The 20,315-nt window shown below is 39.6% G+C and carries 13 protein-coding genes; 6 read left to right on the forward strand and 7 right to left on the reverse strand.

Features of this window, described 5'->3' with window-relative positions; all coding sequences use genetic code 11:
• Positions 1 to 86: 86 nt before the first annotated feature.
• The gene (locus ABX891_RS11630; RefSeq protein WP_354629549.1) at positions 87 to 1,502 is read right to left on the reverse strand and encodes a glutamate synthase small subunit GltD family protein; all 1,416 of its coding nucleotides are present in this window, start codon (positions 1,500 to 1,502) and stop codon (positions 87 to 89) included.
• A gap of 9 nt (positions 1,503 to 1,511) precedes the next feature.
• A complete protein-coding gene (gltB, locus tag ABX891_RS11635; RefSeq protein WP_354629550.1) occupies positions 1,512 to 5,969 on the reverse strand; it encodes a glutamate synthase large subunit in 4,458 nt (1,485 codons plus the stop codon).
• A gap of 678 nt (positions 5,970 to 6,647) precedes the next feature.
• Between gltB and ABX891_RS11640 the strand changes: the two genes are divergently transcribed.
• Positions 6,648 to 7,934 (forward strand): sensor histidine kinase, encoded by a 1,287-nt coding sequence (locus ABX891_RS11640; RefSeq protein ID WP_354629551.1) that lies wholly within the window; start codon positions 6,648 to 6,650, stop codon positions 7,932 to 7,934.
• Between the two features lie 200 nt (positions 7,935 to 8,134).
• Here the strand turns inward: ABX891_RS11640 and ABX891_RS11645 are convergent, their stop codons facing one another.
• Positions 8,135 to 8,473, reverse strand: coding sequence for a Grx4 family monothiol glutaredoxin (locus tag ABX891_RS11645; RefSeq protein WP_165742777.1), 339 nt, complete (start codon positions 8,471 to 8,473; stop codon positions 8,135 to 8,137).
• A gap of 266 nt (positions 8,474 to 8,739) precedes the next feature.
• Here ABX891_RS11645 and ABX891_RS11650 point away from each other — a divergent pair, with 266 nt between their 5' ends.
• From ABX891_RS11650 to ABX891_RS11665, 4 genes are all read left to right on the forward strand, one after another.
• On the forward strand, positions 8,740 to 9,321 hold the full coding sequence (locus ABX891_RS11650; RefSeq protein WP_002960323.1) for a superoxide dismutase: 582 nt from the start codon (positions 8,740 to 8,742) through the stop codon (positions 9,319 to 9,321).
• Between the two features lie 210 nt (positions 9,322 to 9,531).
• The gene (locus ABX891_RS11655) at positions 9,532 to 11,454 is read left to right on the forward strand and encodes a PrkA family serine protein kinase (protein ID WP_007375848.1); all 1,923 of its coding nucleotides are present in this window, start codon (positions 9,532 to 9,534) and stop codon (positions 11,452 to 11,454) included.
• Between the two features lie 31 nt (positions 11,455 to 11,485).
• Positions 11,486 to 12,769: a YeaH/YhbH family protein gene (locus ABX891_RS11660; protein WP_354629552.1), complete on the forward strand. Its 1,284-nt coding sequence runs from the start codon at positions 11,486 to 11,488 to the stop codon at positions 12,767 to 12,769.
• 19 nt (positions 12,770 to 12,788) lie between these two features.
• Positions 12,789 to 14,303, forward strand: a complete 1,515-nt coding sequence (locus ABX891_RS11665; RefSeq protein WP_354629553.1) for a SpoVR family protein — start codon at positions 12,789 to 12,791, stop codon at positions 14,301 to 14,303.
• Between the two features lie 115 nt (positions 14,304 to 14,418).
• Here ABX891_RS11665 and ABX891_RS11670 read toward each other — a convergent pair whose 3' ends face one another.
• The gene (locus tag ABX891_RS11670) at positions 14,419 to 15,390 is read right to left on the reverse strand and encodes a sensor domain-containing diguanylate cyclase (protein ID WP_197098503.1); all 972 of its coding nucleotides are present in this window, start codon (positions 15,388 to 15,390) and stop codon (positions 14,419 to 14,421) included.
• Positions 15,391 to 15,393: 3 nt separating this feature from the next.
• Positions 15,394 to 16,398: a response regulator gene (locus ABX891_RS11675; protein ID WP_354629554.1), complete on the reverse strand. Its 1,005-nt coding sequence runs from the start codon at positions 16,396 to 16,398 to the stop codon at positions 15,394 to 15,396.
• A gap of 232 nt (positions 16,399 to 16,630) precedes the next feature.
• Between ABX891_RS11675 and tpx the strand changes: the two genes are divergently transcribed.
• On the forward strand, positions 16,631 to 17,212 hold the full coding sequence (gene tpx / locus ABX891_RS11680; RefSeq protein WP_354629555.1) for a thiol peroxidase: 582 nt from the start codon (positions 16,631 to 16,633) through the stop codon (positions 17,210 to 17,212).
• An 88-nt stretch (positions 17,213 to 17,300) separates the two neighbouring features.
• Here the strand turns inward: tpx and adk are convergent, their stop codons facing one another.
• A complete protein-coding gene (gene adk, locus ABX891_RS11685) occupies positions 17,301 to 17,945 on the reverse strand; it encodes an adenylate kinase (RefSeq protein WP_024605322.1) in 645 nt (214 codons plus the stop codon).
• A 191-nt stretch (positions 17,946 to 18,136) separates the two neighbouring features.
• Positions 18,137 to 20,053 (reverse strand): molecular chaperone HtpG, encoded by a 1,917-nt coding sequence (htpG, locus tag ABX891_RS11690; protein WP_354629556.1) that lies wholly within the window; start codon positions 20,051 to 20,053, stop codon positions 18,137 to 18,139.
• Positions 20,054 to 20,315 lie beyond the last annotated feature (262 nt).

A 20,315-nucleotide genomic window follows, 5' to 3' on the forward strand; every position in this document is an offset into this window, starting at 1 on the left:
GATCGTTCAAGTGCTATTAACTAATTCTTAAATGATCGGCATTAGCCAGTTGGCTTGCTTCTTATTTATTTTATTAATACGAACAACTAAACTTTTAAGTAATCCATAATACCTTCTGCAGCATTACGTCCTTCAAAAATAGCGGTTACCACTAAATCTGAACCACGCACAATATCGCCACCAGCAAATATTTTAGGGTTCGTTGTTTGATGTGTAAATTCCCCCTGTTCTGGTGCATTAATGCCGCCCCAGTGGTTTGTTTCTACATCGTATTTTTCTAACCAATCCATTTTGTGAGGCTGGAAACCAAATGCCATAATAACTTGGTCAGCTTCTATCACATGCTCTGAACCAGGTACTTCTTCAGCACGACTTCTGCCATTTGCGTCAGGTTCGCCTAATTTAGTTTTAACCATTCTAACGCCAGTTACTTTACCTTTATCGTTCAATACAATGCCTTTAGGCTGAACGTTATAGGTAAATATAACGCCTTCTTCTTTGGCGTTTTTAACTTCACGTTTAGAACCAGGCATATTTTCTTTATCACGACGATAAGCACACGTTACTTTTGCAGCATTTTGACGAATAGACGTACGCACACAGTCCATCGCTGTATCACCACCACCAAGTACAACGACTTTTTGGTTAGCCATATCAATACACGGCTGCTTAGTCTCGTCATAGCCCATTACACGGTTAGTGTTACCAATCAAAAACGGGAGTGCATCGTGAACACCTGGTGCATCTTCATTTTCAAGACCTGCACGCATACTTTGATACGTACCAACTCCTAAAAATACGGCGTCGTAATCAGCTAAAATTTGATCAAGCGTAATATCAACACCTACTTCAACATTTAACTTAAACTCCACGCCCATTTCAGTGAAAATTTCACGGCGCTTTTGCATCACTTCTTTTTCAAGTTTAAAAGAAGGAATACCAAACGTGAGTAGTCCGCCAATTTCTGGGTGACGATCAAACACTACTGGTTTTACGCCGTTACGAACTAAAATATCAGCACACCCTAAACCAGCTGGGCCTGCACCTATAATAGCTACTTTTTTGTCGGTCCAAGTTACATAAGACATATCAGGCTTCCAGCCCATTTTAAATGCCTCATCGGTAATGTATTTTTCAATATTACCAATTGTAACCGCACCAAACTCTTCATCTAATGTACACGAACCTTCACACAAACGGTCTTGTGGGCAAACACGCCCACAAACCTCTGGTAAGCTATTTGTACGATGAGAAAGCTCTGCTGCCTCTATAATACGACCTGTGCGTATTAACTTTAACCATTGTGGAATGTAGTTATGTACTGGGCACTTCCACTCACAATACGGGTTACCACAATCTAAACAACGATCAGCTTGTGAGTTAACCTGATTCTCTGAAAAGGGTTCGTAAATTTCTACGAAAGATTTTTTACGTGACGAGATTGGTTTTTTGCGTGGGTCTACACGCTGCACGTCTATAAATTGATATACATTTTCGCTCATACTGCCCCCTTATTGCGCCTGAACACGTAGTTCGGCACTACTGCGAGCGCGATGCCCGAGTAAACTTTTTACGTCGCTTGATTTTGGTTTTACTAATTTGAACATCGGTAAGTACAGTTCAAAGTTAGCTAAAATGCTTTCTGCTCTGCACGAACCCGTAAGCTCTAAATGCTCAGCAATTAAGCCGCGTAAATGTTCTTGATGCGACGTTAATTCGTCTAGTGTTACTATTTCTACAAGCTCTGGATTAATGCGTTTTTCAAAATCATTTCGCTCATCTAAAATATAAGCAAAACCACCGGTCATACCCGCGCCAAAGTTAACACCTACATTACCAAGTACACACACAACGCCACCGGTCATGTATTCACAACCGTTGTCACCTACACCTTCAACAACCGCTTGCACACCTGAGTTACGAACTGCAAAGCGCTCACCGGCACAACCCGCTGCAAACAGTTTTCCGCCTGTAGCGCCGTACAAACATGTGTTTCCGGCAATGGTTGCTTTATGGCTTTCAAAAGATGAGCCAAGAGGTGGACGAATCACTAACTTACCACCAGCCATGCCTTTACCTACGTAATCGTTAGCATCGCCAACCAATGTCATTTCAAGACCACCGGCATTCCAAACACCAAACGATTGACCCGCCGTACCGTGTAATTCAATTGCTACAGGGTCTGCCGCCATACCTTGATTACCGTGTTTATCAGCAATATAACCCGAAAGCATTGCACCTACAGAGCGGTCAGTATTACAAATACGACTCACAAGCGAGATACCGCTTGACGTATCGATTGCCTCTTGCGCTTTAGCTAATAAACTTTCGTTTAACTTACCTAGGTAATGCGAACTGTTAGGCGCACTACAATAAAGCGTTTCGCCAGTTGGGTTGTTCGGCTGAGCAATAACAGACGATAAATCAATTTTCTTCTGCTTTGCAGTTTTGCCTTCAATTTCTTCTAATAAATCTAAACGGCCAATTAAGTCAGTTAAATTTGCAACGCCTAGGCTAGCCATAATTTCACGCGCTTCTTGCGCTATAAACTTAAAGTAGTTCATCGCCATTTCTGGTAAGCCGTGATAATGCTTTTGACGAAGTGTTTCGTCTTGTGTTGCAACACCGGTCGCACAGTTATTTAAGTGACAAATACGTAAGTATTTACACCCAAGGGCAACCATTGGACCAGTACCAAAGCCAAAGCTTTCAGCACCTAAAATTGCCGCTTTAATAATATCTAAACCTGTTTTTAAGCCACCATCTGTTTGCAGGCGAATGCGATGACGAAGGCCATTTTCAACTAGTGCTTGCTGTGTTTCAGCAAGTCCAAGCTCCCATGGGCTACCCGCATATTTAACAGAAGTAAGTGGGCTTGCGCCTGTACCGCCATCGTAGCCAGAAATAGTAATTAAATCGGCATATGCTTTAGCAACACCTGTTGCAATGGTTCCCACACCTGGCTCTGAAACAAGTTTTACAGAAATAAGTGCTTTAGGGTTTACTTGTTTTAAATCGAAAATTAGCTGTGCTAAATCTTCAATTGAGTAAATATCGTGATGCGGTGGTGGCGAAATTAATGTAACACCCGGTACCGAATAACGAAGCTTAGCAATATACGGCGTTACTTTTTCACCCGGCAATTGCCCGCCTTCCCCTGGTTTTGCACCTTGCGCTACTTTAATTTGAATAACGTCAGCACTACGTAAGTAATGAGGCGTTACACCAAATCGACCTGAAGCGACTTGCTTAATACGCGAGTTTTTCTCTGTACCATAACGCAGTTTATCTTCACCGCCTTCACCAGAGTTTGAACAGCCACCTAAGCGGTTCATTGCAATTGCTAGCGCTTCATGCGCTTCTGGTGATAGCGCACCAATACTCATTGCTGCTGAGTCAAAACGCTTGTATAGGTTTTCTGCAGACTCTACTTCATCAATGCTTATACCTTGCTCTGGTAATTTAAGCGCTAACATATCGCGCAAAGTCGCAATAGGACGATTATTTACTAAATCAGCGTATGCACTGTAGTCTTTATAATCACCTGAGCGAACCGCTTTTTGCAGTGTTTGAATAACATCTGGATTATAAGCATGATACTCACCACCGTGAACGTACTTAAATAAACCACCGTGGCTTAATAATTTACGCTTACTTAAAGCAAGTTTGTGCAAACTTTGCTGATCGTCATCAAAGTCGGTAAAGCATGCACCTTGTATACGACTTGCAACGCCTTTAAAGCACATTTCAATAATCGCATCAGATAATCCCACCGCTTCAAACAACATTGAACAACGATAAGACGCAACCGTACTTATGCCCATTTTAGACATAATTTTGTATAAGCCTTTATTAATGGCTTTACGATAAGCAAGGGTCACTTCGCAATACGACTTATCAATAATTTTGCTGTCGCTCATCGCAACTAACGATTCATATGCAAGGTATGGATAAATTGCCGTAGCACCAAAACCTAATAGCACAGCAAACTGGTGCGCATCTCGCACGCTGCCAGTTTCAATGATAATGTTTGATTCACAGCGCAAGTTGTTATCAACTAAGCGTTTTTGTACCGCACCTACAGCCATAGCAGCTGGAATTGGTAAATTTATTTCATCAAAGTTACGGTCAGTTAAAATAAGCATGATACAGCCCGCAGCTGCTTTTTCTTGTGCTTGGTCACAGATACGCGTAACCGCGTTTTCTAAACCCTCTTCAACTGTGTAGGTAATATCAATTTTACAGTAGCTGTAGTGCGCTTCATCAGCATTTAATAGCTGCTGCATATCTGCGTACATTAAAATTGGTGTATCAAACTGTAGGCGCTTAGCGTGGCCTGTTGTTTCGTTAAATACGTTTTGCTCACTACCAATACAGGTTGCAAGCGACATTACATGGTTTTCACGTAGTGGATCGATAGGTGGGTTTGTTACTTGCGCAAATTTTTGGCGGAAGTAATCATAAAGTGAACGATGCCCTTCACTAAGCACAGCAAATGGCGTGTCATCACCCATTGAGCCTGTCGCTTCTTGGCCGTTTTCACCCATTACACGAATAACGCTATCAAGCTCTTCGTTGGTATAACCAAACATTTTTTGATATTTAGCTAGCGTTTCGTCATCAAATGAGCGATTACCAGCGTCTTGCTCAGTAAGATCTTCAAATGGAACTAAACGTTTAACGTTTTCTTCAAGCCATGACTTGTAAGGATGGCGAGATTTTAAATCCTGATCGATTTCATCCGAGTGCCAGATTTTGCCAAGTTTAGTATCAATAACTAATAATTCACCTGGACCAACACGGCCTTTTTCAACCACTTCATCGGCAGTGTAATCCCAAATACCCACTTCTGATGCAAGCGTAATAAAACCATCTTGTGTAATTACATAACGTGCTGGGCGAAGTCCATTACGGTCAAGGTTACACGCCGCAAAACGACCATCCGACATAACAATACCTGCCGGGCCATCCCATGGTTCCATATGCATAGAGTTAAAGTCGTAAAATGCACGTAAATCGTCGTCCATTGCACGGTTTTTCTGCCATGCAGGCGGAACGAGCATACGCATAGCGCGGAATAAATCCATGCCGCCAGCTAAAAATAGCTCAAGCATATTATCTAGGCTTGATGAATCAGAACCGGTTTCGTTTACAAACGGCGCTGCGCTTTGTAAGTCAGGAATAAGCGGTGACGCAAACTTATAAGAACGTGCGCGTGCCCACTGGCGGTTACCTTCAATAGTATTAATTTCACCATTGTGTGCTAAATAGCGGAAAGGTTGAGCTAAAGGCCAACGCGGCTGAGTATTAGTAGAAAAGCGCTGATGGAAAACACAAATCGCACTCGTCATACGAATATCAGCTAAATCTAGGTAAAAATTAGGTAAATCCGCAGGCATCATTAAGCCTTTATAGATAGTTACCAAACCAGATAGACTTGCGATATAGAAAGCTTCATCATCAACAATGCGCTTTTCAGCGCGGCGGCGTGCTACATATAAGCGACGCTCTAAGTCTTTAGAACGCCAACCTTCTGGCGCGCTAACAAAAATTTGTTCAAAACCTGGTAATTGCTGTACAGCAATAGGACCCAACATAGATGGGTCGGTTGGTACAACACGCCAACCTAAAATATTTAGCGTTTCTTTTTCTAATTCTTCGCTAAGTATTTGTTTTGCAGCTTGTGCTAAAACAGGGTCTGAATTTAAAAATATCATACCCACTGCGTAGTTTTTGCCTAAGTGCCAATTATGTTCACTGGCAATTGCACGGAAAAAGCTATCTGGTTTTTGTAATAATAAACCACAGCCATCACCTGTTTTACCATCGGCAGATATACCGCCACGGTGCTGCATGCGATCAAGCCCCGTAATAGCAGTACGAATAAGCCTATGACTAGCTTGACCATTAACTTGGGCTATTAAGCCAAAGCCACAATTTTCTTTTTCTAACTTTGAGTCGTATAACATAGACCCCTCCCCTTGCTGCACTGTTAGCGTGGATGAACTGCTCGACGATTTGCTAACAGACGGACAAAACTAGCCTCTATCTTAAATAGAGTCAATATCACTTTGAATACATATTCACATTCTTGAATATTTCTCACTTCATAGCAAGATTTCTTTTTATCATTATTTTTAACATTTAGCGTTATTTTAACCACTATTTTTTCATGACACTAGTGTCAAGTTTAACATATTGTAAAAAACACAAGCACCTAAAGATGCAGCTTACGTAAACGTAAAGGCAAGCAAAAGTGAATAAGTATTCAACACATGAAGGGCTATTCAGTTAACATTTAGATAGTTTTATGCTATTTCATTACTTTAATGGCTTAACACTCCCGATTATTGCTGCTCATTAGTATAGTTATGAAAGTTCATGTCCTTTTTTGTACATTAATAGTGAATTTTTATTTAAAGCGGTGTCCGATGCGGACATCATTTTCAAGAAAAAAAATAAAAAGCACTTTAATATCAATGCGATAATAGTTGGCATATTAATCGTATAGCTTTACATATAATCGCTAATTGGAATTACCATGTTTACTCTAAGCTTATTTTTACTCTCTCCTATTGCCGCCATTTGCACAGCAACTTTATTACTGCTGTGCGAAAAATACATAAAAGCAATGTAGGGGGAATTAAATGATTAAAGATACCTGCGCACAAGACGTACAAGTAAAGGCACCTATAAGCTATAAAAAATACGCGATAATCACTGCGATTGTTTTCATTGTGGTCTCTACAGTTGCTTATATTTTTTTAACGAGTCATAGCGCTAAAAGCTCTATTAGCCGCTCAAAAGTACAGATTGCAAAAGTACATGTTAAAGCGCTCATTCGAGACATTGCCGCCAGTGGTAAAATTGTTGCTGCGTTACTGGCCTATAGCCATAATGATGAATTAGGTCATTTGTGCCAGCTTTATAACCAAACTGCAAAGCAATTAAGACAAGAAAAACAATGGGTTTACCAACGAGAGTTGATGCTTGATAAGGTATTACAAAATTCCCCTCAAGCTGTATTATTGGTGAATGATAATGATTTTATTGTTTATAGTAATCATAGTGCGAGGGATTTTTTTAATGCAAGTACAGCCCTTGAAGGCGAAAAAATCTCATTATTATTATCTAAAGCTCCACAGCAAATAATTAATGCCGTTAATAAAGGCGTAGATGGTTTATTTATTCTCGATAAAGCAGAACAAGAACCGCAAACATGGCATCTTTCAATGGGTCGCTTATTGCTTAACAACCAGCACCACAGGTTGTTTGTATTTAAACAATTGACCCGCGAATTGAGCCGCCAAGAAGTTGAAGTTTGGAAAAAGGTTATTCGGATCATTAGCCATGAACTCAATAACTCACTAGGTCCTATGTCATCCATGTTACATAGTGCACAGCTGTTAACGCAGAAAGTGGATGAACCTCGTTTACAACGCGTTTTCACTACCATTGAAGAGCGGATAAAGCATTTAAACGAGTTCGTTCAAGGCTATGGTAAGTTTGCTAAACTACCACCACCTAAAATAACAACGGTTGATTGGCATTCATTACTCGATCAATTACAAAGCCAATGGCAATTTAATTGCGACCTTCAAAAAGAAATCACCACACGAGCCGATCAAACCCAAATAGAGCAATTACTCATTAATCTGTTGAAAAACGCACATGAATCAGAGTCGCTAGCAGAGCATATTAGTTTAAAAATAACACAAGATAGCCTCGGCACTCATATTAATGTGAGCGATCAAGGAAAAGGTATGAGTGAAACGGTTATGGCCAGTGCGCTTATCCCTTTTTATTCTACCAAGGTGGCAGGAAGTGGATTAGGGTTGGCACTGTGTCGAGAAATTGTTGAAGCTCATCATGGGCAAATTAGTCTACACAATCGGGACGTCGGCGGGATCAGTGTTTTTGTAAGTTTACCTTGAGAGTTGTTTAACTTTAAGGCTGAAAGCCTATCCAATTTAGGGGCGATTCAATCGCGCTCTGAAGTTTGTGGCCTTGAAAGCTAAGTAAAAGCCTAGTAAAGCTGCCTTATCACTCCTTACTTTTAGCGTATAAGCAACAACCGTAAATTATTTATAGACATAAAAAAGCTGCAAATTGCAGCTTTTTTTAGCCTAAACACTTATTCAGCGTCTGCAGGTTTATGCTTTGCAGCTGTTTCTGCAATCAGTGGTTGTAATTCACCGCGTTGAAACATTTCGATAATAATGTCACAACCACCAACTAATTCGCCATCTACCCAAAGTTGTGGGAATGTTGGCCAATTTGCGTATGCTGGAAGCTCAGCACGAATGTCTGGATTAAGTAAAATATCAACGTATGCAAATGGTTCACCACATGACATTAACGCTTGCGATGCTTGTGAAGAAAAACCACAATTTGGTAATTTTGGTGACCCTTTCATGAAAAGGATTATTGGATTTTCTGAAATTTGCTGTTTAATTTTATCAATGGTTTCCATCTACAACCTCAAAGTAACGATAGCTAAATATATTTAGGTCTTGAAAATAACTCATCGTGACCACAAATATATAACTTAAAATGGGCAAATAAAGCCGCAATTGAAATAGTCTTTCGCAATAGCATTGCTGTTTGCTTAAACTTGAGTAAAATACTCAACAATTATAGTAACACTATATTACCGCTTGGTATAGGTAACTGCTCTGTTTCAACAGGCATTACGTATTACCAAATGGACTATCAACCAAAGAAGATGGAGATAAAAAAATGGCATTTGAACTACCGTCACTACCATATGCAATCGACGCACTTGAGCCACATATTTCAAAAGAAACGCTAGAGTTTCACCATGGCAAACACCACAACACATACGTGGTTAAGCTTAATGGTTTAATCCCTGGTACTGAGTTTGAAAACAAATCTCTAGAAGAGATCGTATGTTCATCAGAAGGCGGCGTATTTAACAACGCAGCACAAATCTGGAACCATACTTTTTACTGGAACAGCTTATCTCCAAACGGCGGCGGCGAGCCTACTGGCGCAGTTGCTGATGCAATCAACGCTAAATGGGGTTCTTTTGATGCGTTTAAAGATGCATTAAATGACAAAGCAGTAAATAACTTTGGTTCAAGCTGGACGTGGTTAGTTAAGCTTGCTGATGGTTCACTAGACATCGTTAATACATCTAACGCTGCTACACCATTAACTGATGATGGCGTTACTCCAATCCTTACAGTGGATTTATGGGAACACGCTTACTACATCGATTACCGTAACGTTCGTCCAGATTACCTTAAAGGTTTTTGGTCGCTTGTTAACTGGGAATTCGCGAACGCTAACTTCGCTTAATTAGCCTTTAAACGCTAATGTAAAAAAGACGCTTAGGCGTCTTTTTTTGTTTCTTGTTTATCACACCTAAGCGTCTCATCATTTAATAAAACGCTTTTAGTAACATGATCTTTTTTCACTTAAATTTTTAATTTTATTGCACAAAAATACACATTCGTGACTAGACTTTAAAAGGTAAGCACCTTTTTACAGCGGGTTTCGGAGGTTATTATGACGATTTTTGAGCATTACCAAGCACGATACGAAGCGGCACAGGAAGAAGAATACAGTATCGCTGAATTTCTTGAGATTTGTAAAACCGATAAGTCTGCCTACGCCAGCGCACCAGAACGCCTACTCATGGCAATTGGCGAACCACACATGGTAGATACCGCAACGGATGCACGACTAAGTCGATTATTTTCAAATAGAGTAGTTGCGCGCTACCCTGCCTTTGCTGATTTTTATGGTATGGAAGACGCCATTGAGCAAATAGTCTCTTATTTAAAACATGCGGCTCAGGGGCTAGAAGAATGCAAACAAGTGCTTTATTTACTTGGACCTGTTGGTGGGGGTAAATCATCCATTGCTGAAAAACTAAAATATTTAATGCAACAAGTGCCTATTTATTCAATTAAAGGGTCTCCTGTAAACGACCACCCCCTCTCCTTGTTTGATCCTATCGAAGATGCAGACGTACTCAGCAAAGAGTACGGTATTAAACCGCGCTACTTAAAAACCATTATGTCGCCTTGGGCTGGCAAACGCTTAAAAGAGTTCAATGGTGATATTAGCCAGTTTAGAGTGGTTAAACGCTACCCTTCTATTTTAAACCAAATAGGCATTGCCAAAACCGAACCAGGAGATGAAAACAACCAAGATATTTCAGCACTGGTTGGTAAGGTCGATATTCGCCAGCTTGAGCACTTTGCCCAAAACGATCCTGATGCATACGCCTACTCTGGCTCTTTATGTTTAGCTAACCAAGGGCTGATGGAATTTGTAGAAATGTTTAAAGCGCCTATTAAAGTGCTGCATCCTTTACTTACCGCAACCCAAGAAGGTAACTATAACGGCACAGAAGGCATTAGTGCCCTGCCCTTTAATGGCATGATCCTCGCTCACTCGAATGAGTCTGAGTGGCAAACCTTTAAAAACAATAAAAACAACGAAGCATTTTTAGACCGTGTTTATATTGTAAAAGTCCCTTATTGCTTACGTGTAACTGAAGAAATTAAAATTTACGACAAATTACTTGAGCACAGCGAGCTATACAACGCGCCATGCGCGCCGGGTACACTTAAAACATTGGCGCAATTCACGACGCTATCACGTTTAAAAGAGCCAGAAAATTCAAGTATCTATTCTAAAATGCGGGTATACGATGGCGAAACTCTAAAAGATACCGACCCTAAAGCAAAATCGTATCAAGAGTATCGTGATTACGCAGGTGTTGATGAAGGCATGACAGGGCTCTCTACCCGCTTTGCGTTTAAAATACTATCAAGAGTATTTAATTTTGATACCACTGAGGTTGCTGCAAATCCGGTGCATTTGTTCTATGTGCTTGAGCAACAGATAGAGCGCGAGCAATTTTCAAGTGAAATAGAAGAGCGTTATTTAAGCTTTTTAAAAGGCTATTTAATTCCACAATATGTCGAGTTTATAGGTAAAGAACTGCAAACCGCTTATTTAGAATCGTACTCGGAATACGGACAAAATATTTTTGACCGTTATGTTATTTATGCAGATTTTTGGATACAAGACCAAGAATATCGCGACCCCGATACAGGACAGCTATTTGACCGCGCAGCGCTAAACGCTGAACTTGAAAAAATAGAAAAGCCAGCGGGTATTTCTAATCCTAAAGATTTTCGTAATGAAATAGTGAACTTTGTACTGCGTGCCCGTGCACACAACAACGGTAAAAACCCACTATGGACAAGCTACGAAAAACTACGCACGGTGATTGAGAAAAAAATGTTCTCTAATACCGAAGATTTACTACCCGTTATTTCGTTTAATACTAAAACGTCTGCAGAGGATCAGCAAAAGCACGAAGACTTTGTGAACCGTATGGTCGAAAAAGGCTATACACAAAAACAAGTTCGCTTGCTTTCTGAGTGGTATTTACGGGTTAGAAAATCGCAATAACCTTCATAGTCGTAGTATTTAGGAGGTCAATATGGCGCATTTTATAGATAGGCGTTTAAACGGAAAAAATAAAAGTACGCTTAATCGCCAGCGCTTTATTAGGCGCTATAAAAAACAAATTAAAGAAGCGGTTTCAGATGCGATTAACAAACGCAGCGTTACCGATTCAAGCTCTGGTGAGAGTATTTCTATTCCACAACGCGATATCAGCGAACCTACATTTCATCAGGGAAAAGGCGGTAATAGAGAACAAATTCACCCTGGTAACGATCAGTTTTCTACAGGTGATAAAATTGAGCGCCCTAAAGGCGGACAAAGCGGTGGTACTGGTGGAGGTGACGCCAGCGATTCGGGCGAGGGACAAGATGAGTTTGTATTTTCAATATCAAAAGATGAATACCTTGATTTACTGTTTGAAGATCTAGAACTTCCTAACTTACAAGAGAACCAGCTTGATAAGTTAGTGCAAATGAAAACCCATCGCGCAGGTTTTTGTAGCGACGGCATGCCAAGTAATATTGACATTGTACGCTCTCTTCAAGGCTCGCTTGCACGGCGTGTTGCCATGAGTGCAGGTAAAAAACGCCGACTAGTCGAGCTTGAAAAACAACTTGATGCGTTGCTTGCTGGTCCACATAACGATAAAGCGGCAATTGCTTTATTACAAAAAGAAATTGCAGCATTAAAAGTGCAAATTAAGTCGGTTCCGTTTATTGATAACTACGATTTACGTTTTCGTAATTACGAAAAGCGCCCTCACCCCACCAGCAAAGCCGTGATGTTTTGTATTATGGATGTGTCAGGCTCAATGGATCAGCCAACAAAAGACATGGCAAAGCGTTTTTATATTTTGCTCTATCAATTTTTAACGCGCAGTTATAAAGACATAGAAGTTGTTTATATTCGCCACCACACACAGGCTAAAGAAGTTGACGAACAAGAGTTTTTTTACTCCCAAGAAACTGGCGGCACTATTGTTTCGAGCGCTCTTAAATTAATGAACGAAATAATAAAAGAGCGTTATCACGCAAATGAGTGGAATGTATACGCCGCACAAGCCTCTGATGGCGATAACTGGGCGGACGACACCCCGCAGTGTGGTGAAATATTACGTAATAAGCTCTTAAGCGCTGTACGTTATTTTGCTTATATTGAAATAACCACTCGTGCTCATCAAAGCCTATGGCGCGAATATGAATCTATAACACACAGCCATAATAATTTCGCCATACAGCATATTCAAAGCGTTGAAGATATTTACCCAATTTTTAGGGAGCTATTTAAAAAAGGTCGTCAACAGCAAAACTCTGCATAGCCAAAAGCGAGGTAACATTATGAATGATAAACGATTGAGTGATGGCCCAGATTGGACCTTTGATTTATTAGATGAGTACCAAGGTGAAATTGCTCGTGTTGCAGCTCACTATAGGTTAGACACCTACCCTAATCAAATTGAAGTGATAACCGCAGAGCAAATGATGGATGCTTACTCAAGTGTTGGTATGCCTATTGGCTACAGTCATTGGTCGTACGGTAAAAAGTTCATTCAAACAGAGCAAAATTATAAGCGCGGACAAATGGGTCTCGCTTACGAAATAGTGATAAATTCAGACCCTTGTATTGCGTACTTAATGGAAGAAAACACCCTACCTATGCAAGCGCTTGTAATGGCACATGCGTGTTACGGACATAACTCATTTTTTAAAGGTAATTACTTATTTAAAACCTGGACCGATGCAGGTTCAATTATTGATTACTTGGTATTTGCTAAAAACTACATAAGCCGCTGTGAAGAAAAGCATGGTATTACACAAGTAGAAGCCCTACTCGACTCATGTCATGCATTAATGAATTACGGGGTCGATCGCTACAAACGTCCACAACAAATATCGCTATTTGAAGAGCAAAAACGCCAACAAGAGCGCGAAGACTACCTTCAATCGCAAGTAAACGAATTATGGCGAACTATTCCTGAGCAACAGCAAGAAACCAAAAAGAAAGTCCGCCATTTCCCTTCTGAACCTCAAGAAAATATTTTGTATTTTATTGAAAAAAATGCCCCATTACTCGATTCTTGGCAACGTGAAGTGATACGTATTGTACGTAAAATTTCGCAATACTTTTACCCACAAAAACAAACTCAAGTAATGAACGAAGGCTGGGCAACTTTTTGGCATTACACCATCCTTAATCACTTATATGATGAGGGAAAGCTCACCGACTCTTTCATGTTAGAGTTTCTACAAAGCCACACCAACGTAGTTTATCAGCCACCTTATAACAGTAAATATTATTCAGGCATTAACCCATATGCTTTAGGCTTTAATATGATGGTTGATATTCGCAGAATATGTGAACACCCAACTGAAGAAGATAAACGCTGGTTTCCTGAATATGCAGGTAGTAACTGGCTAGATACACTGCATTTTGCAATGGAAAACTTTAAGGATGAGAGTTTTATTAGCCAGTTTTTATCGCCTAAGTTAATTCGTGATTTTAAATTATTTACTATTATTGACCATACTAATAATCCCCATTTAGAGATTGGCGCAATACATAACGACAACGGCTATAAGGCAGTGAGAGAAGCACTCTCAGCGCAGTACAATTTAAGTAATCATGAGCCTAACATTCAAGTGTATGATGTTGATATTAGAGGTGACCGTTCATTAACCCTACGCTATGTACCTCATAACAATATTCCTTTAGCAAACTCGCACGAGGAAGTGCTTAAGCATCTTTACAGATTATGGGGCTTTAAAGTAAAACTAGAACAGGAGTCAAGTTCTGGTGAAGACTCTATAATTGGTCAGTGTCCAGTCGATGACTCTCGCCATACAACACAATAGTAAGGGACAATAAGGCTTTTCATATTGATTGGTTTCCATACTGATTGGATTGGCTCATCAAACTATACAAATACAGTATTGTTTACTCCTAAATTCTAGATATAAAAAATGACGCTTAAGCGTCATTTTTTATATCTGTATAGGCTGTCACCTTGTTTCGGCCTGTATTTTTTGAGTGATATAACGCTTTATCGGCAGCTTCTATCCAACGCTCATGATTTTTAAAATCATTACTATTGCCAGCAAAGCCGATGCTCACCGTCATTTTTATTTCAAAATGTTTATACTTAACTGGATTTGACTCTATATGTACTCTTAAACGTTCAGCAAATATAGTCGCCCCCTCTTGATCAGTATCAAGTAAAGTTACTACAAACTCTTCACCACCGTAACGGCCAGCTATATCTGTTTCGCGTAGCGTTGTACGTAATAAGTTTGATAGATGACGGAGCGCTTCATCGCCGCAACTATGCCCATATTCATCATTTATTTTTTTAAAGTGATCAATATCAAACATTAATAATGTACTACAGCTACCACTTCGCTTAACCCTCAAAAACTCTTGGCGTAGCGTACCTTCCCAATGCCCACGATTTGCAAGCTGCGTTAAACTATCTGTTTGACTAACTTGTTCTAATTTTTTATTTAACTCTTCAAGCTCTTTTTTATTTACCGCAACATCGGTCACATCGTACAAAATAATACAAATGTGGCTCACTTCGCCCATCGTATTGGTAAGAGGGATGAATGTCGCATTTTGATACATGTAATCAGCTTTACCAGTAATAGGCCGATAATTTTTAAACCTAAAAATGTATGGCTGCTGCTCCCAAATCGTAAAAGAGCGGTTTTTTAATACAAAAACCGACTCAGATTTACTTCTAAACCATTTTTCGTCTATTGCAGGAAATAAATCAAATAGATCTTTATCTTTTACTGCGCTTGGTAGAAGCCCTGAATGGTTTTCCATAAAACCATTCCATACACACACCTTATAATCCCTATCGAGTACCACAAGGCCTACATCAACGGTATTAAACATATCCATTAACCAATGGATCTCATTCATTTCTAAATCAGCGGCCATAACTTAATCTTCTAATAGGTAAGCAACTTTGTATTTCAAAGTTTTAAGTGAATCTTCAGTAAATAACAGCATGAGATCGCAATTTATATCATGGTTTTCAATACCGTAACTAATCTCTATAGCAAGGGTGCGCTGCCAACGTGATTTATTCGATTTAACCAACTCAGATACGTCTCTGTGTTGACCAAGTACAATCGGGTGCCCTTGGCTAAATGACATATCGAGCTGTTTTGAAAGGCCTGTTAAAATAGCGCCTATCAAAATATTACTAATATCCATAAGCAGCTCAAGTTCAACTTTATCGTTTAACTCGCCATCATAATTCATCAATGAAGCGATTTCTTTAAAGCTTGAATCATTTAAAAGTAATAGCGCCTCGCCCGAAATACCACCGCCAATAAAGCCCTGGCACACACCCGATGTAGCTGCGTTATTATCAATAGAGCGCAGCGCCATATCGAGTTCGTTAACTTCTAAAATATTTACATTCGGAATTGGAAGCTTTACAAACACATTAAGCAGACGTGCAAGTAAATCCCCTGCTTGGCCCATAGCAACGTTAGTGAGCTCTTGGTATATGTCACGTACATCAGGGTCAACTTGCTCTCCTAATGAATGAGAGAAACGTTCACGCATGGCTTTGTCTTTAATTCCATGGTGTTCAATTATGCTGGCTAGTTTTTCTGGGGAACATGGCTTTTGAATAAAATCGATAGCACCCAGCTCAAGCACTCTTTGGTGTGCACTTGGTTGTATATCACCAGAGACAACAACAGTAAGTATATTAAGCCCTTGTTCTTTCATAGCTATTAATACTTCATAGCCATCCATTTCTGGCATGTTTAAATCGAGAAAAAGTATCTCTGGTTCAATTAACTTTATTTGCTTTATACAATCAACGCCGTCAAGTGCAAATTCAACTTTAATGTCCCAATCTTCAGGTAATGAACGAGCTAACTGACGCCTAGCTAATTTTGAGTCATCACATATTAATACTGATGTTGACATATTATCTCTCTGTTTCTAAACCCGTCATGAGCATTAAAATCATTGTATAAAGGTTTTTATTTTTATTATTAAAGATATCTTTTGTAACTCCATGTTAATCAAAGTTTAGCCCAGTTACAATTTTTATATCGCAGAGCTTATACCTACTCTATTAGCAGGTTTAATCACTTGGTTACTATAGCGCAGTATAATACACTGACGCCCATTGCGTTAATTTAAAAGGAAATACCTTATGTTACGTTCACTTGTCTTTGCTTTGAGTGCATTTTGCTCTGTGGCTATTGCAGCCGACTATCCAGAAAACACGCTTGATGCAGGAAAAGTATCCGCACAAGGCAAACCTGTCACTTTATTAGGTCAAGGTATCTCAGTGGGAGATAGTGCACCAAATTTTAAAGTTGTTGATGACAACTTTATTCCAGTGACACTTGAGGATTACAAAGGCCAAGCTGTATTAATAAGTGTAGTACCCAGCCTAGATACCGGCATTTGTAGCCTGCAAACTAAGCATTTTAATGAAAAGGTAGCCGCACAATTCCCAGGTGTAGTTATGCTAACAATTAGTGCTGATTTACCTTTTGCTCAAAAGCGTTTTTGCAAAACTGAAAATATCGATAAAATCACTACGTTATCAGATTCTGTTTGGCGTGATTTTGGTCAAAAATACGGATTGATTATTAAAGATATGGGCTTACTAACGCGAACGGTATTTATTTTAGATGAAAGCCATAACGTCATTTATAAACAGTTAGTTAGTAGCCTTTCAACTGAACCAGAATACAACAGCGTAATTGAGAAACTTAAAACACTGTAAAGTCCATTAAGTAGCACTAATTAAGCAATGCTAAATAGCCTTAAAACAAAAAACCGCCAATTGGCGGTTTTTTAATGTGCTTTTATAATTAACCTAAAAGTTCACCAAGTTGTTGGCTGACAGTTTCAACAGCTTGTGTACCATCTAGTTTATGGTATTGAGTATTACCAGCAGCCGCTTCTGCTTGATAGTAATCAACCAATGGCATAGTTTGCTCATGGTAAATACCTAAACGTTTACGTACTGTTTCTTCAGTATCATCAGCGCGAACAATTAAGTCTTCGCCAGTTTCGTTGTCTTTACCTTCCACTTTTGGTGGATTATAAACAACGTGGTAAACACGACCAGAACCAGGATGAACGCGACGTCCGCCCATACGCTCAACAATGACTTCATCAGCCACGTCAAATTCAATAACGTGATCAACCACTACGCCATTTTCTTTCATTGCATCCGCTTGCGGGATTGTACGCGGGAAGCCATCAAGTAAAAAACCTTTCTCACAATCCGCTTTATTAATACGCTCTTTAACTAAACCAATAATAATATCGTCAGAAATTAGTTGACCAGCATCCATTACTTTTTTTGCTTCTAGACCCAGTGGCGTGCCTTCTTTAATTGCCGCACGTAACATATCGCCAGTAGAAATTTGTGGAATACCGTATTTGTCCATTAAAAACTGAGCTTGAGTACCTTTACCTGCACCCGGCGCGCCCAAAAGAATAATGCGCATATTATTGTCCCCTAGTATGGATATTTATTTTAAAGCCTGAATTCTTCCACAAGCGCCGCCGATACTCAAGCAACTTATACTAATTGATGAGCCGTTGGGGTGTTTACAGGGCATTAAAAAAGGGAACACACGTTCCCTTTTATTTAAAGTACATAATTTATACTTTATTAACTGAGTAAATAGCTATTTGCTTATTTACTTAGTTCAAGCATCAATTTATTTAAGCGAGTAACAAATCCTGTTGGATCTTTAAGTGTACCGCGTTCTGCAAGTAGTGCTTGATCTAGTAAAACGTGTGACCACTGCGCAAACTTATCTTCATCTTGTTCGTCATTTAAGTGCTTCACAAGTTGATGCTCTGGGTTTAGCTCAAACACAGGTTTTGCTTCAGGGGCTGCTTGACCAACAGATTCCATTAGCTTTTGCATTTGTGAGCTCATGTCGTTGTCGTCGCTTACAACACATGCTGGAGAATCTGTTAAGCGGTGCGTAAAGCGCACTTCTTTAACGTCATCACCTAGTGCTGTTTTAATACGTTCAACAAGCCCAGCCATTTCTTTTTCAGACTCTTCTTGCGCTTTTTTAGTTTCTTCGTCGTCAAGCTTACCTAAATCTAAGTCACCACGTGTGATTGACTGTAGTTGCTTATCAGCAAATTCAGTTAGGTGGCTCATCATCCACTCGTCAACACGGTCACTTAATAGTAATACTTCAATGCCTTTTTTGCGGAAAATCTCTAAATGCGGTGAGTTTTTCGCAGCGGTGAATGTATCAGCTACTACGTAGTAAATTTTGTCTTGGCCTTCGTTCATACGTTCAACATATTGCTCAAGCGACACATCTTGTGTTTCTGAGTCAGTGTGTGTCGAAGAAAAACGAAGTAGCTTACAAATAGCTTCTTTATTTGCAGCATCTTCAGCTGGGCCTTCTTTCATTACTTGACCAAACTCATTCCAAAATACTTGGTAATCGTCAGCTTTGTTTTTAGCCATACGCTCAAGCATTTTAATAATACGCGATGTACACCCTTTACGAATAGCTTGCGTTACTTTGTTGTCTTGTAGGATTTCACGAGATACGTTCAGTGGTAAATCGTTTGAATCTAGTAAGCCTTTTACAAAGCGAAGGTAGCTTGGCATGAATTGCTCAGCATCATCCATTACAAACACACGTTGTACGTAAAGTTTTAAACCACTTTGACGTTCACGGTTCCATAAGTCGAAAGGTGCTTTTTTAGGAATATATAAAAGGCTAGTGTATTCAGTTTTACCTTCAACCTTATTATGTGCCCAGCTAAGTGGCTCTTCCCAATCATGGCTTACATGCTTGTAAAACTCTTTGTATTCATCATCAGAAAGCTCTGATTTATCGCGTGTCCACAATGCAGTTGCACGGTTAATGCTTTCCCACTCACCTGGTACTGCTGGAATTTTTTCGCCGTCTTCACCTTCAGATTCTGGCACTTCTGCTTTAAACATTTGTACTGGCGTTGAGATGTGATCAGAGTATTTAGTAACGATACTACGTAGGCGCCAGTCATCAGCAAATTCTTTTTCTTCATCACGAAGATGTAAAATAATGTCGGTACCACGGCCTTCTTTTTCAATTTCTTGAAGTGTGTATTCGCCTTCACCTTGAGATTCCCACTCGTAAGCGGTTGTTTCACCGGCTTTACGTGTACGAACAGTTACTAAATCAGCAACAATAAATGCTGAGTAAAAACCAACACCAAATTGACCAATTAATTGTGAATCTTTACTTTGATCACCCGTTAAGTTTTTGAAAAACTCAGCAGTACCCGACTTTGCAATAGTACCTAATGAGCTAATGATTTCATCGCGCGTCATACCAATACCATTATCTGAAATGGTAATTGTATTTGCTTCTTTATCTGCACTAATACGTACACGTAAATCAGCATCACCTTGGTAAAGGTCACCTTGAGATAATGCTAAAAAGCGTAACTTGTCTGCCGCATCTGATGCGTTTGACACTAGTTCGCGTAAAAATATCTCTTTATTAGAATAAAGAGAATGAATCATTAAGTTTAGTATCTTGCCGGCATCGGTGCCAAACTCATGTTTTGTAATGTTTTTTTCTTCTGTCATAACGTTGCCTTTTAAGCTTTTGGTACACACTTTGGTACTCATTCAAATTTTACATCGAATGTGGACCAACTAACATGTGTAGAATATTGTGCTGCTTGATGAACAATTCAAGGGCAAGTTATAAATTTCTCGTAGACTTAACGATCAACCTAATATAGCTTATTTACGCAATATTAATAAGAGCAATTTTAAGATGCACATATTTGCGATGCTGCTAGGGATGATCATTGGCTTATCAATTGGAACCAATTTAACTTGGCTT

The organism is Pseudoalteromonas sp. NCIMB 1079, from assembly GCF_040567695.1.
Lineage (GTDB): Bacteria > Pseudomonadota > Gammaproteobacteria > Enterobacterales > Alteromonadaceae > Pseudoalteromonas > Pseudoalteromonas distincta.